Source organism: Colwellia sp. M166 (assembly GCF_024585285.1).
Classification (GTDB): domain Bacteria; phylum Pseudomonadota; class Gammaproteobacteria; order Enterobacterales; family Alteromonadaceae; genus Cognaticolwellia.
On the sequence record NZ_CP040755.1, the window covers coordinates 800,757 to 814,245 of the forward strand.

At 31.0% G+C, this 13,489-nt stretch carries 13 protein-coding genes; all 13 read right to left on the minus strand.

The features are described from left to right. Nucleotides 1–42 precede the first annotated feature (42 nt). The 13 genes from FGD67_RS03595 to FGD67_RS03655 all read right to left on the minus strand — a co-directional run bounded on the left by FGD67_RS03595 (nt 43) and on the right by FGD67_RS03655 (nt 13,472). Entirely contained in the window at nt 43–801 is a 759-nt protein-coding gene (locus tag FGD67_RS03595; RefSeq protein WP_257173739.1) for a DUF4145 domain-containing protein, read from the minus strand. Between the two features lie 29 nt (nt 802–830). Further along, nucleotides 831–3,557 (minus strand): hypothetical protein, encoded by a 2,727-nt coding sequence (locus tag FGD67_RS03600; RefSeq protein WP_257173740.1) that lies wholly within the window; start codon nt 3,555–3,557, stop codon nt 831–833. Further along, nucleotides 3,557–4,003 (minus strand): AAA family ATPase, encoded by a 447-nt coding sequence (locus FGD67_RS03605; RefSeq protein ID WP_257173741.1) that lies wholly within the window; start codon nt 4,001–4,003, stop codon nt 3,557–3,559. Before FGD67_RS03605 ends, FGD67_RS03600 begins: the two co-directional genes overlap by 1 nt. Further along, nucleotides 3,993–4,568 (minus strand): ABC-three component system middle component 1, encoded by a 576-nt coding sequence (locus tag FGD67_RS03610; RefSeq protein ID WP_257173742.1) that lies wholly within the window; start codon nt 4,566–4,568, stop codon nt 3,993–3,995. The genes FGD67_RS03605 and FGD67_RS03610 overlap by 11 nt, the downstream gene beginning before the upstream one ends. Continuing rightward, nucleotides 4,546–5,841: an ABC-three component system protein gene (locus FGD67_RS03615; protein WP_257173743.1), complete on the minus strand. Its 1,296-nt coding sequence runs from the start codon at nt 5,839–5,841 to the stop codon at nt 4,546–4,548. Before FGD67_RS03615 ends, FGD67_RS03610 begins: the two co-directional genes overlap by 23 nt. Beyond that, complete coding sequence (locus FGD67_RS03620; RefSeq protein ID WP_257173744.1) at nt 5,841–6,899, minus strand: ComEC/Rec2 family competence protein; 1,059 nt, start codon at nt 6,897–6,899, stop codon at nt 5,841–5,843. Before FGD67_RS03620 ends, FGD67_RS03615 begins: the two co-directional genes overlap by 1 nt. Nucleotides 6,900–6,912: 13 nt before the next feature. Then, nucleotides 6,913–7,314, minus strand: coding sequence for a hypothetical protein (locus tag FGD67_RS03625; protein WP_257173745.1), 402 nt, complete (start codon nt 7,312–7,314; stop codon nt 6,913–6,915). A gap of 199 nt (nt 7,315–7,513) precedes the next feature. After that, nucleotides 7,514–8,062, minus strand: coding sequence for a recombinase family protein (locus FGD67_RS03630; protein WP_257173746.1), 549 nt, complete (start codon nt 8,060–8,062; stop codon nt 7,514–7,516). 138 nt (nt 8,063–8,200) lie between these two features. Further along, the gene (locus FGD67_RS03635) at nt 8,201–9,337 is read right to left on the minus strand and encodes a hypothetical protein (protein WP_257173747.1); all 1,137 of its coding nucleotides are present in this window, start codon (nt 9,335–9,337) and stop codon (nt 8,201–8,203) included. Next, entirely contained in the window at nt 9,337–10,596 is a 1,260-nt protein-coding gene (locus FGD67_RS03640) for a hypothetical protein (protein WP_257173748.1), read from the minus strand. The genes FGD67_RS03635 and FGD67_RS03640 overlap by 1 nt, the downstream gene beginning before the upstream one ends. A gap of 211 nt (nt 10,597–10,807) precedes the next feature. Continuing rightward, nucleotides 10,808–11,770, minus strand: coding sequence for a hypothetical protein (locus FGD67_RS03645; protein ID WP_257173749.1), 963 nt, complete (start codon nt 11,768–11,770; stop codon nt 10,808–10,810). 143 nt (nt 11,771–11,913) lie between these two features. Beyond that, complete coding sequence (locus FGD67_RS03650; protein WP_257173750.1) at nt 11,914–12,933, minus strand: hypothetical protein; 1,020 nt, start codon at nt 12,931–12,933, stop codon at nt 11,914–11,916. A 287-nt stretch (nt 12,934–13,220) separates the two neighbouring features. Further along, nucleotides 13,221–13,472: a DUF4113 domain-containing protein gene (locus FGD67_RS03655; protein ID WP_257173751.1), complete on the minus strand. Its 252-nt coding sequence runs from the start codon at nt 13,470–13,472 to the stop codon at nt 13,221–13,223. Nucleotides 13,473–13,489 lie beyond the last annotated feature (17 nt).

The following is a 13,489-nucleotide window of genomic DNA, read 5'->3' on the forward strand; positions in this document are numbered from 1 at the left end:
ACCTACCAAGATAATAATCGAGACTATTAGTAGACATAATATTTAAATTATCCCTTTGGCTTCATTAATTTTATTAGCAAGGTCAAAGATATGTTCATCAGAGGGTTTATATATAATATCTAATACCACTTTCAATATTTCATACGCATCTATTGTTTCTTTTTTTGTTAACCCTTCGTTACCGTGAGAGCCAACATTACCTAACCATTTTATAGCTAATAATAATGTTTTGATTTTTTCATACACTTGAGGAAGATTTTCAATTCGAGAATGTAAACTAGCACGCTTTACTTCCCCTTTTTTGTTTTCAAATTCTCTAGGTATTTTTAATTCATCAAGTAAAAATTCGATACATGCTCTAATCCGATTACCACAGGAGTCACTATCACAGAAGAATAAAGCAAATGACTTGTTTAGCATATTAACTATGTTTTTTGGTACATTTTCTTGAACGTTAAATATATTAAGTGAGGGATGAAAATATTTCGGTTTAAACAGAGTGACATATTCATGAATTTCTTCGCCTTTTTCTGAATAGTCATGATATTCATCTACATGTCCACTCCCAACAGACATGACAGTTTCACAACATTTTTTATTATTACATTTTAGAATTACATTTATGGTGTACTCAACAAATTCATGGTCATAATTTGGATGCCACCTTAATGCAGTCGACTCTGCGGTTTGTTCAATATCAGCAGATTTTTCTCCTATTTCTAATATACCTATTTTACAGGTAGGACAAAACCATTGAGGTAAATGCTCAATATTAAACTCTTCTGATAGAAAATTTTTCACTTTAAATTACTTCCTAAGATTAACAAGCTTTATCCTGCTTTCAATTTCCCGAATGTTTCGAACTCAATAAATTTTGATTTGAACAACTTTTCAGGCATTTTTTTCTTTAGCAAATTCTGAAAGCTTTCATCATGGGTTGATAGAATAATTTGCTTCCCCATGTTTGTAACAATGCTTCTAAACAAATCAATAGTTGATAGTATATTAATGCTATCCATTGATTGGATTGGATCATCTATAAAGATGCAATCAATCGGTTTACCTTTGCTATCAGTAGTGTTTAAAGCTTTAGCAAGAAAAATACTTAAACTTAAAATGTTAAGTTGAGCCGTACTAAAATATAAAGTAGGTACAATTGAATCGTCATCACAATCATTTGAAACAAATACGTTAAGCTTGGGCTTATCTTGTGAAAAATCACATTGAAACGAAATTTCGTTATATCTAGGATGGGGGTCTATTTTTTTATACAGTGAATTGATTAACCTCTGATAAAAAAATGACTCAATTTGTTTATTAATAAAATTAGATAGTTTCGTTTTCTCATCTCTTAATTCTTTATTCACGGAACTATCTAGCAATATAATCTCAGCTTCCAACCTCCTTCTATCTTTTTTATTTCCTTCTGATTTTAAAAATGGAATAACGTTGGTTTTATATCTTTCTAACTTTTCAATCTCACCCTTCAAGTTTTTCATGCTTTCAATTTTAGAAACACAAACTTCAATGTTTTCTTCAAGGACATTTTCTAGATTGACTCGATCAACTTCTGTATCCCCAATATTAAAATTTAAATTAGATTTAAAAAACACCTCAAATTTAGTCAGTTCAGTTAGTATATTTTTTATAATCACCTCTATTTCAATAATTTTATTCGCATAGTAGGCTAAATCAGAGCTTGGTAGTCTTTTGCTGAGTGTATCTATATCAGTACTAAGTTGATCAACCTCTATTTTGTACTTAGTCATGTCTTGATTCTTTTCTGTGACTAGTTTTTTTAGAGTATTAAAATAATTTCCCTCTTCAGATAAGGCTTCTTTATTACTGAATGATTTAATATTTTGAAAATCAAGCTCTTTTTTTAACAGTTCAATTCGCTCTTTTGCATTACTGAGCTGTACTTCAAATAACTTAAGGCTTTCTTCATCTTTGGCTATTTTTGAATTTATAAGCTTTAAAGATGCTTCTACTCTTTCGAACTCTTTGGTCTGACTTGATATTTTATTAGAAACTGAGAGGAGATATTTGTCCATGCTAAGGTTATCAACAGATAATTTTAGCTTTTCACTTTCTAGCTCTAATCGCTCTATACTTGCTTGATTCGACATTATGGAAGCTTTCAAACTCCCCAAAGAAGCTTTGTCGCGATTAAGAGTTGTTGTCTCATTTTTAAGAAGATCATTAAGCTGACTTAACAACTTGGTCTTGTTTATTTCGAGTAAACTAGCAAGGTAATCATATTTATTTTGATGCTCGGAACGCTCTTCGACAAGTTTTCCAAGTTCATCTTTTAATAGAGGATTATTTGATACTTTATTAGATAGTTCTGCATATGATTCATAGGGACTCTGACATAATGGACATTCAGACATTTCAGAACCATTGATAACTTTGACACCTAGGTCTAGCAATTCTTTCAGTTCATTGTTTAACGAATCTATTTTTTCAATTTTACTATTAACACTGACAATATTATTTTTTATGTCTTTAAGCGATTTTTCTTGATTTTCGATAGCTAAAATACTTTCCCCATAAATTTCAAAGTTAATATTTCCTTCTAAACTATAGATATCTTTTTCAATAGTTTTAATAGCACTTTCAATGTTTAAAATTGTACTTTTTACTGTTTCTATATCCGTTATCTTAGCTTTTAATAAATTTGTATCCGTATTTATTACTACCCCTAATGCTATGATTTTTTCATTATTTTCGTCTATACTTTTGAATACTTGAGGAAAAGTTCTTTTCTTAGAAAGTAATTTATTTAAAGCTGAATTTTCAATTTGAAGCTTTGATGTTAATTCTTTATGCTCATCTTTTTTATCTTCTAATGAGCTTTTTGCTTCAACTCTAGAATAATCTATTGTTGATAACTCCGAGTTAATATTTTTAATTTTACTTTCTATGACATCATATTGAGGGGCAACTTTAATTAAAGACTCATACTCAGAAATTTGTTGTTGATTCAATGAGGCAAGGTTTTTTATTTCTTTAATTTTTTCTTGCTTATCAAAGCGTTCATTACAAGAATCTTTAAGATTATTTAGTTTTTTTAACTCAAGTTCATTTTCCCCCAATTTATCTCTCAAAGTAAAATAAGACTTCAACCCTATTTGTTCTTGAGATGAACCTGATTTGACCAAATTTATTTTACGAAGCATTACTTCATTGTTATTTATCTCATTACTAAGTTCTTCTAACTTGTCTTTTATTAGATTAATAAACAAGTAATCATCTTCTTCAGAAAATGAAGGGGTTATTAATGGAAAATTACAATTCATAACATTAATTTTTTTTATTTCTTTATTTGTTAATGCAAGTAAATTGGAATCATATTCAACTTCGGTATCTTCACTAAGATCTTTTAATTCACCTCTCAGTGACTTCACTTTAGCCTTATTTAGACTAATGAGGTTAATCACAGCATTATATTTTTTGTTTATAGATACATCGCCAAATGATGATACAAACTTCTCATATCGTATTTCAGCATCATCCTCCTTAAGAAACGCATCTATCCACTCTTGGCTTAACATTACTTCATGAAAATGTTCAGTTCCCTGCTCAATTTTTTGGGCTTCAAATTTGTAATCAGGTACTCCTTTTTTTTAACTTTAGGGATTATTCTAGAATACGGGACATCACCAAGAGTGGTGTATAAATTGACAAAGCCTTCTTCTAGATCTGAGAACTTATTCCTAAGTATAAGTTGATGCTTTCTTTTTCCATCATCACCTGTAGAATTTGCTCTTTCTGATTTTGCTAAATCAGAATTAAATCCTCTTCTTCTATCATAGCGAGTAATTTTATTTGTAAAAGCCCACTCCACTGCATCATAAAAAGATGTTTTCCCAAAACCGTTTGGCGCATGAATTGAAACAAAACCAGCTACTTCATTTAATTCTGTCATAAAATCAAATGTGCTACGATTTACATTGTCATATACACGAAAAGATTGTATTTCTACTTTCTTAATCTTCATCCTTGATCTCCAAAATTATTCTTGAAAGTGTCATTTCGAGTAGTTCTTTGTCATTTAAATTTTCATTGCCTTGCAGGTAAATAGATTCAATATTTTTAAATACTTTTGATTCTGAATGATATGAAGATTCCTCTGGTAGCGTTTTAACTTTTTCATCAAGTAAAATATCACTTCCAACAATATATTCAGAAATAATACCTTCTACCACTTGCTTATCTATTTTTTTATCAAACTTATCTATAACAACCTTTCTACTCGAAAATTTATTGTTAATAATTTTATATTTAAGTTCTACACCTACTTCTTCCTTACAAAGGTAAAATAAGTAAAAATTCCACATTTGAAAATCATTTTTAAAATCTTTACTCAGCTCTGAAGAGATCACACTATTTAATATATCCCACAGTTCATTTAACTTGGCCTCAGAGCTAACACTTAAAATACAAAGAAAAATGTTATCTATATATGGGGTTTCAACAATAATAATATCGTCAAGTTGATAATCTAAATTTAATTTATTTGAAAATCCTGATTTAGATTTTTTATATGATATTTCTTGTGCCATTTATTATATTTTCCCTAATATTGCCCATATTGGCATCAATGAATAGTTCGAGGTTTTCAATAATTGTTTTTTGAATATCATAGATGTGTTTAAACTTTATATCTTGTGCAAGGTTTTGTACTGTGTTGTGAATTGACATCATACTTTGAGGAACTTCAGATATGCTCATAACAAGACTAGAGGGAGCTACCGTTAGTGTTGGTTCATCATCACCTAGAGTTGCAACAAAAACATTCCCTCCTCTTTCTAGTTCTGATAAATCAGCTTCACATAGATCTTTAATTAACTCAGTCCAATTCTTTTTAACAGTGCCAAAAAACAACTTGTTTTTTTTATTTATCTCTGGCAAATCATCAAGAACTAAACTTCTTTGGCTATGTATCTGGTTTAAAGTCAATATTTCCAATAAAGCTGTCCATAAATTTTGATGATTTTTAAATTCATCTTCATGTCGGCTTAATAAATAGTTTGTTGGGTATCCGTCCATGATCTTCTCAGGACTAAATTCGGCACAAAGCGTATTAGCTATACTATGTAAATCAGTTTTTAGTAAATGAAACCCTCGACTATCTTGCAATGGAAATTGAGCAAGAAGATATGTTTTACAAACCAAGTTTGAGAATGATTTGATGAAGGGAGGAAATAGCAGTGAAAGCTCTTCAATATTTTGCCCAATTATTTCATCAAATGCTTTCAATGGAACTAAATCTACTCTACTTAAAGATTCACCATCGTCTGGCATAGACATCCTTTTTTGAACACCACCTATCGCAAAACTATCATTTAGTAGCTTTAAAATGCCCCCACCTGACTGCCCTACAATTTCACCATGGTTAACTGAACTATTTATTTCAGCTTCAACATAACCGTTAGCTGTTTGATTCTGAATTGATAATTTATTTTGTCTATATGAAGATGTGTTTTCACGTCTAACATCAGGAAACCCACATAAATAATAATCTTCCGTCTTATTGAAAAGATTATCTATTCTTAAATGCTTAGGAAGCTGACTAATGAAAGGGACTTTTAAAATTGCTGCGTCTATACCTTCATTTGCATGATAATACGGCTCACCAATAACATCCATTGACTCAATCTGTATTACTTCATTTTCACCAATTAGCTCTCTTTGCACTTGAGTTACATTAGTTCCTTCTACAACATGTCTTGCTGTTAAAACATAAGTGTAGCTTTCTGATGTAGGTTGAAATAAACAACCGCTACCTTCTCCAACTTTTACTGAAAAGAGCCTAAATTTATCTATAGTACTCATTAAAATTCCATCGTATGTATTTCTGAATATTTAAAATTAGGGAAGTCAGAAACATCTTGCTCAGAGAAAACTTTTAAATTGTAATTGAATAAAAGCTCTGCATTATTGTTATGGTTTATTATTCTTGCCAAGCATTGCTTATGCGGAAGCTTATGCTTATCTCCATTTGAGCTAAGTATAAATTTGGACGTATCAACCAATTCTAATAATTCGTAGCAAGTATTACTCTTACTACCATGATGAGATACCTTCATAAATTCAGCCTTTATAGGATTATCCTTACTGTAACCTAACTCATTCAAGCTTTTTATTAGAAGTAAAGGATGAGCATCGCCGAGAAACAACATATTTTTCTCATTAAAGGTTAGAATAAAGGCAATTGAGCTACCATTATGAATAGATTTATCTTCTGTAAATTGATCTTGAAGTAGTAATTTCTTTATCGTTTTGTCGTAATCATCTGACTTTGCAGTATCTAGATTCTTATCCTCAGCAGTCCATTTTTTTAATAATGATTTGAGTTTCACTTCATCTGGAGAAAGTATTGTAAAACTCAAGCCAAGTTCATGTAATACTGTTTTATTTTCTAATTTTCTAATTAACTTTCTGTCCCATATTCCATGCTTTTCAATATAGTCTTCAAATGAGATACCTTGCTTAATACTTGTATCCAAACTGCTACTGTCTTTAACTATTTGTAGATTAGAAGAAACTTCAGGAACAGCTTTATCTTCAAAAATTAAGCGACCAGAATTAAACCAAACTTTTTTAACTAAGTCTTTAGCTAAGGGATCTTTCTCAAACCATTTTAAAATGCCACCTATATGATCATCATCAACATGAGTTAATATTAATAAATCAATGCTCTCTTTACTCTTATGTATCTCTTGAATAGCTAGTTGTAAAGCACCAGCTTCGGGTTTACCTCTTTTATTTTTAAATTGGTATGCTCTTCCCGTACCACCATCAACTAGAATGTTTCTATTAATACCTTCTTTGTCTACAAATGAAATAAGTATTGAATCACCATTAAATGCTTTTAAAAATTGAATTTTCATACTTCCTCCAAAACTAGGCTTTAAATATATTCAAAGCTAAATAGATGCTGATACATAACATTCCAATACCGAGAGTAAGATATGAAAAATGAATAAGTTTATACCTCAACCTTTTATACTTTTCATTTAACTGCCACTGTTGATCTTCTTTTGGTTTCTCAAGTTGTTTAGCTAAGTCAAAAAACCTTTTCGCATCTATGCGTAATTCATATAGACAAATAGCTACAGTGGTTACAAAGGCAATTAATGCACAGAGTAATAACCATTTTTCAGAATGGGTAAATTTGCTAACATCAGACTTTGTAAGAGCAAGGAAAAAAACACCCGTTGCACCTGTGGACATTGAGAGAATATAAGCGCGTAGTTTATTGCCAGCATCCTTTGCTAAGGAATGGTAAGATTTAATCTCTTCCATAATAAAAGTTCCGTTTAAAATTTATAATAATTTAATAAGTTACATTGAGTTGAAATCATATAACTTTATCACTTTTAATTCCATGATTTAGATACCGATACTGTTATTTGATGACTAGTTATCACGCCCATGAAATTAAAGGTTCAGGTGTAATCGTAATGAGTAGCATTAATGTAACTCGTTTCCTAAAACTCGTTTCCTAAAACTCGTTTCCTAAAACTCGATAAACAGTTGTTCTTGAACAGCCAAGTGTTTTAGATATCAAGTTTTTATTCATTCCTTTAGCAAAATAATCTTTTATTTGAGAATGGAGTTTTTCATTTTTGTAACGGCCTAAGTGGCCTCCTTGAGATTTTTTTAGTGCTCTTCCTTCTGCACAACGTTGTAATATGCGTTTTCGTTCCATCTCTGCAAATGCTGAAATGGTCGTATAAATAACACGACCAATATCTGAGTTGATATCTACATCACCGAGATCATGCAAGATCAAACCAACACCTTTAGTTTCTAATTTATTAGCTATTTGTAATGCATCTATTGTTGAACGAGCCAACCTGTCTGTTTTAGTCACATGAATAACATCACCAGCCCTAGCAAACTCAATCATTGAAATTAATTCAGGTCTATCCGCAGACTTACCACTTATCTTCTCCTGATATATTTTTTCACACCCCATCTTTTCCAATTGCTGTGATTGCACCTCCAAACTTTGTTCAGTTGAACTTACCCTTGCGTAGCCTATTTTCATAAAGTGTCCTTAAAGTTACTTACTATCACTGTTACATGTAACTATTTAAAATCAAGACCTTAAGAACACTTTATTTAATATTATTCGTACTGTTCACAAACATAGGTCTTTTAGTACACTCAAAAAAACACAAAAGGATCAAACTCTATTTTTAATTGATTCGATAACATCTAGCTCTATTTTCGAGATTCGAGCCACTCTTGTTGCACTCGCTAAACTATATTCAAATACTTTTTCAACTTTATCTAATTGTGAATAACCAGTTAACTCCCAAGTTTTTAAAGAATCACTATAAAATTCTTTTTCTGTTTTTAGTTCACCCGATTGAATATGTTGCTTGAATAAATCTTCAATAGATAAACTTTTCCCAAAATTATAATGAGTCTGTTTTGTCTCTTTCACCTGAAACTCAAAGTAACGTTTTGACATATGTACATCAGAGTTACCTTTCGATCTAAATGCAATTTCTAGTAATGGATTTGTCTTGCCTTGAATATATTTCTTAACAATATTCTGAGCTACGGTGATTTCCCATAAATTAATACCAAATGTATTTTTAATTTGAGTAACTTCTGTTTCTGTTAAAGTTACAAGTTCTTTTTCTGCAATCCCTTTAGCTAATTTGAAGAAAGCTTCTACCGCAATATCCTGATCTTTACTGTATTTTATATAACCATTATCTTTGTTATTTTCTATCGAATTTAATAGCCCTCTTTTTTTGCATTCTTCTAGTAATTCAGCATCGTTATATTTTGACATTGTAGATATTGAATTAGGTTTGATCATAGATTCGTTAATAATTTCAAGTTCAATACCATCTACTTTTTCTATGTCTTTAATTAGTGTTTTTATTAACTTTGTTACTTTGAACTTAGCCCCTTCTTTAACAATAGATTCCCAATTTTTTGCAGAGCCACCTGAAGAAATTTCTCCCTCAAGTAATGCAACCCCCTCTCCTGTTGTTGCTCCACCATCTCTGCCATTAGCCCTAGCAAAAACAAGCCCAGCAACTCCAATTGGTTTTCTCTTCTCAATTTTATTTTCGGTGAAAGTAACATAAGCACTCACTGTTTCGACTTCTGTACTACCGTCTGATCCAAATGTTTTTATCAGTTTTTGGCTAATTTCATTCTCAAAATCAGCATCAATAAGCCAACCTTGTTGTGATGCATCCCATTTAGCGTTACCTAAATTTTTTAAATAAGTACTAACTCTTGCTAAATATGGGGTAATAACCAGTATCTGAGCGTCTTGCTTTATCATTTTTATTGGCATTATTTCGCTCCTTGCTGATTAGCAGCATTTTCATTAACCTCAAACTCTAACCAAGAAAGCGCAGCCAATCTGATCTGCTTCTTCAACACTTTTAAAATTAATTCACTATCAAAATCAAACTTTTCCCCATTTATTTCATAGCATTTGAGCAATATTTTCGTTTCCAATACGTAAAGTGAAATAAATTGTTCCGCAATTCTCTCTTCAATTTTTTTAATATCATCGTCAAATTCATCAATATCATAATTTTCTTTAACTGAGCTGAGTGACACATCAATAAAATGATCGACTTTAGTGCCATTAATAAAGTCTTGTGTGAATTCGTTCAAAGAAGGCTTTAGCAAATTGTTAGGAACAAGCGTCAGTGATTCGATTAATAATTTTGGGTTTGAATCTAATAAATTTTCAAATAAAAAACCATAACCGTCTTCATAATCAATTATCTCGTAATCACTGATTTCATTAAAAAATAATGTTTTAAACTCATCATAAGAGTCAAAATCCAATTGATTGAAACTTTCATCAAGATATATTTGTGCAATACTCGGTAAATCACAGTAATGAATATAATTTTCTTCATTATTTTCCGTATGACTTACTTTAATTATGTGCTTTGGTAATTTGTTGTGTATCTCAATTAAGCGATCCTCAATAGCTGGAAACAATGTTCTTGGTGGTTCGAATGAATATTCATGTTCAAATTTAGACTTCACGTCATCGTCAGTAACTTGATAAAAAACAAAACTTTTAAATTTCAAAGTTAGCTTGTTTTTTCGAACAATAAATTCAATTTGCATATCTGCATCATCTTCAGTGATAATTTGACAAAATATTTCCCTATCAGTATTCCCAAACTTCATTGTTTGAATCTGATTAATGAATTTCATTTCACCTTTTATTGCAAAATCTTCATATGCTTTAAGCGTTCTGTCGACATCAAAACAATTTAAAGCTTCGAAAACTATTTTATCCAAAAAATTTACTATTTGAGTAAAAGTTGCTTGTTGCTGTTCCAACAGATATCCATCATCAACATTTTTGAGTTTCTTTAATAATATTTCTTTCGCGTCACCATAAATACTTGCGTCAATTTTGCTTCGGCACTCTTCTAGAAACTTAAGTGAATTCAGTTTTGATAACTTGTGATCTGGTTGAAGCCTATAATTGACTTCATTAGTTAATTCTTCTCGTAATAATTTACTCATTTCTTCCAAAATGGCTGAAAATGTTTGTTGTTGATCTTTTCTTAAATTATTCATATTAATATTCTCCGTTGTATTTTTGTGTTTTTGTTAAATTTTGGGTGCAGAAACCCTATTCAGGCTTCTGCTGAATTACTGTTATTATTTATTTACGTTTAAATTATCTAAGTCTTTCGCTGATTATTAGCGTTATTAATAATTTATATAATCAGACATTTAGAAAGATCCATCTTATCCAGACAGCTTACAAACTATAATTTCATAGGCTTTAGGTATTACAGGACAGAATAGCCTCTACGACTCCATCTGTGATGTCATGCTGACTACCTCGCATGTAATCAATATCAATATTTTTGTCGCAATTAAAAAGCATACTGTAGCCATCATCAGTACATAACTCATCCAAGAAACCCACATTACGTGAAAAGTCGCTCTCAAATTCAGAACCAAACACATACTCAGAAATATGTTCATACAACTCATCTTCATTACTATGTGAAACATCCCCTTCAGGAATTTCGTCATCTGTATACTGCTCAATTAATTTATTTTTACATTCATTTTCAAAGACCCATATTTTATGTTTTTGAAAATTTGACAATTTAAAAGTACTTACTAAATTATGAGCACAAAGCAACTGCATTAATTCGGCAAAGTCATCATCATTAATATTCCTTGGTCGAAATTCTGTTACTGCGGTCAATAAGCCACAACGATATGTATGTCTACTGAATGATTCATTAATTAAAGATTTTGTTAATGCTTTAAAATCATCAAAGATGCTAAAACTGTTTGTATCTGACTCCAGAACGGATTGTTCTAATAATTGAGAACGTATTTCTTCTATTAGCTTGTTTTTATCATCCGCACCGATACATTGAATTGCTTTCAGAACTGGTAACATAAATTCGAAATCATAACTTTCACTTAATTGTAGATATGTAGATTCATATAAATAGACATGTCCAGAATTAGGCGTTTCTAAGCAAATAATGGTTTTATCAAAATCTGGGTATTCTATTTGATTTAACTGCTTATTTATAAACTCATCAATGTTTTCATTATTGACGCTATAGGATTTTTCACTAAATAATGAATAAAAAACATCATCATTAGAAAAACCTTCTTCAAGGAATGTAATCAAAAGATCAATCTGTTTATTTTTTGAAATTTTAGACCACTGTTTTACTAAAAAATCTTGTTGCTGTTGCTCATTAGTTAAATTATTCATATTAATATTCTCCATTATTTTGTGTTTTTGTTTAATTTTGGGTGCAGAAACCCTATTCAGGCTTCTGCTGAATTGCTGTTATTGATTATTTACGTTTTAAATTATCTAGATTTTTAGCTGTTCATTAGCTTTACTAGTTAATTTTATGCAGCGGCATTAATTACCGTTGGGTGCCACCAGTTATAGATAAACTTGCGGTCAGGGCTATTTCGTTTACCTGTCCAAACACCGTGATAATGACCACGCCTAATATGTGGTGTGGGGCTATTGTGAGATTTACCTTTGGCTTCCTCAGGAATAATTATTTGTTTCGCGAGTCTTTTGCCAACTTGCCATACTGTAGAATGCTTAGGTGGTATTAGAGTTTGATTTTTCTTCCCTTTTTTAACGCGAGGTCTGCATGGCAGTTGATTTTGAATTCTTTCAATGTCGGGTTCGTCAATACAAAGATATAACAGCAATGAAAGACATTTTTGAACAATTGGTAATCTTTCATCTACCATCTCTTTACGCAATATTTCACAGTCAATCTCATTATGTTGTTTTGAAGATTCAACAAAAAAACGATTAAGCCCTTCTTTAATTGTCCATTCTCCTAAATGCATAGTTAGCGGAAATAAATCATTTTCAATATCAAGCAAAAAACGTATCTGTGTTCTATCTCTCACATGATCGTATTCTAAGTGAGCAAAGAACCCATCTATGTTCATAAAATTGGGGGTTTTAATATAAACAGACCATTCTGGTATCCTATGAAGCACTGCAACTGGGATATTGCCTTTTAATTCATTTTTACCTATTGATTCATAAACACTTGACTCATACTCGTAGATACTCTTGGTCAGCCGCCACGGGGCAAGCGCAGCGAGCTTTTCAACCACACCAAAAGTAATACTCTGAATATTTTCAAATTCTTTGTAAATCGTTGAAACAGCATCATATGCTTCTACAGGAGCAAAACACCAAGCAGGTCTGGTTTTTGAACCATATATAGGATGCTTACGCACAGTATCAATCATTTTCCATGCCTGAGGATAACGTTTAGTTAAAGCGTTTAAATGATCGATTGGTTCAAGTTTTTTATTTGACTCTTGAAAAGAGTAAATTTGACATTCACTATCATCTTGATTTGTGAATATAGAAGGAGTTAATTTTTTATTCATTTTTATAGCCTTATTTTTAGGTAATAGAAGGCTTATGGCACAGATTACCTCAACGGTCTGTACACCTCCTGATTTATGCTAACTAGCATTATGTCTTTCATTTATTTTTCCAGTTTTTTGGAATGTTCAAGTCGGAGTAATTAGCTCCATATGTTTTTTAGAGATAAGTTTGCAAGTCATCTCTAACGTGTAGAAGTATACAAGATCTAAATATGAAAAGCAATCGCTTTATAAAAAAACTCGTTACTAATCAGTCGTGTAACACGATAATGAAAATATCCCGCCATTTAAAAAGTGTAGCTAGGATATAAAAAGTTACGTTTCATTTGCCATATATCAGCTTTATCTTCATTGGTAATTCTCTGTATGCCATTACCATATCTGCTATTTATTTGATCTATAATATGTGAAACTGCCGCAGCCATTTTCTGGAAGTTATTGGTTGCGGTTGGAAACTCAAAGATTAATAATTTCTCTACTAAAAAGTTATATAGCAATAAGTTTAGTCTCAATAAACAGGTAACTATTTCATTACCCATTTATATGTAACAACTGA

What these genes read in the sequence shown, in the direction of transcription:
- FGD67_RS03600 (WP_257173740.1), bottom strand. Translation starts at nt 3,557, where the DNA reads ATGTTAAGCCAAGAGTGGATAGATGCGTTTCTTAAGGAGGATGATGCT.
- FGD67_RS03605 (WP_257173741.1), bottom strand. Translation starts at nt 4,003, where the DNA reads ATGAAGATTAAGAAAGTAGAAATACAATCTTTTCGTGTATATGACAAT.
- FGD67_RS03610 (WP_257173742.1), bottom strand. Translation starts at nt 4,568, where the DNA reads ATGGCACAAGAAATATCATATAAAAAATCTAAATCAGGATTTTCAAAT.
- FGD67_RS03615 (WP_257173743.1), bottom strand. Translation starts at nt 5,841, where the DNA reads ATGAGTACTATAGATAAATTTAGGCTCTTTTCAGTAAAAGTTGGAGAA.
- FGD67_RS03620 (WP_257173744.1), bottom strand. Translation starts at nt 6,899, where the DNA reads ATGAAAATTCAATTTTTAAAAGCATTTAATGGTGATTCAATACTTATT.
- FGD67_RS03625 (WP_257173745.1), bottom strand. Translation starts at nt 7,314, where the DNA reads ATGGAAGAGATTAAATCTTACCATTCCTTAGCAAAGGATGCTGGCAAT.
- FGD67_RS03630 (WP_257173746.1), bottom strand. Translation starts at nt 8,062, where the DNA reads ATGAAAATAGGCTACGCAAGGGTAAGTTCAACTGAACAAAGTTTGGAG.
- FGD67_RS03635 (WP_257173747.1), bottom strand. Translation starts at nt 9,337, where the DNA reads ATGCCAATAAAAATGATAAAGCAAGACGCTCAGATACTGGTTATTACC.
- FGD67_RS03640 (WP_257173748.1), bottom strand. Translation starts at nt 10,596, where the DNA reads ATGAATAATTTAAGAAAAGATCAACAACAAACATTTTCAGCCATTTTG.
- FGD67_RS03645 (WP_257173749.1), bottom strand. Translation starts at nt 11,770, where the DNA reads ATGAATAATTTAACTAATGAGCAACAGCAACAAGATTTTTTAGTAAAA.
- FGD67_RS03650 (WP_257173750.1), bottom strand. Translation starts at nt 12,933, where the DNA reads ATGAATAAAAAATTAACTCCTTCTATATTCACAAATCAAGATGATAGT.
- FGD67_RS03655 (WP_257173751.1), bottom strand. Translation starts at nt 13,472, where the DNA reads ATGGGTAATGAAATAGTTACCTGTTTATTGAGACTAAACTTATTGCTA.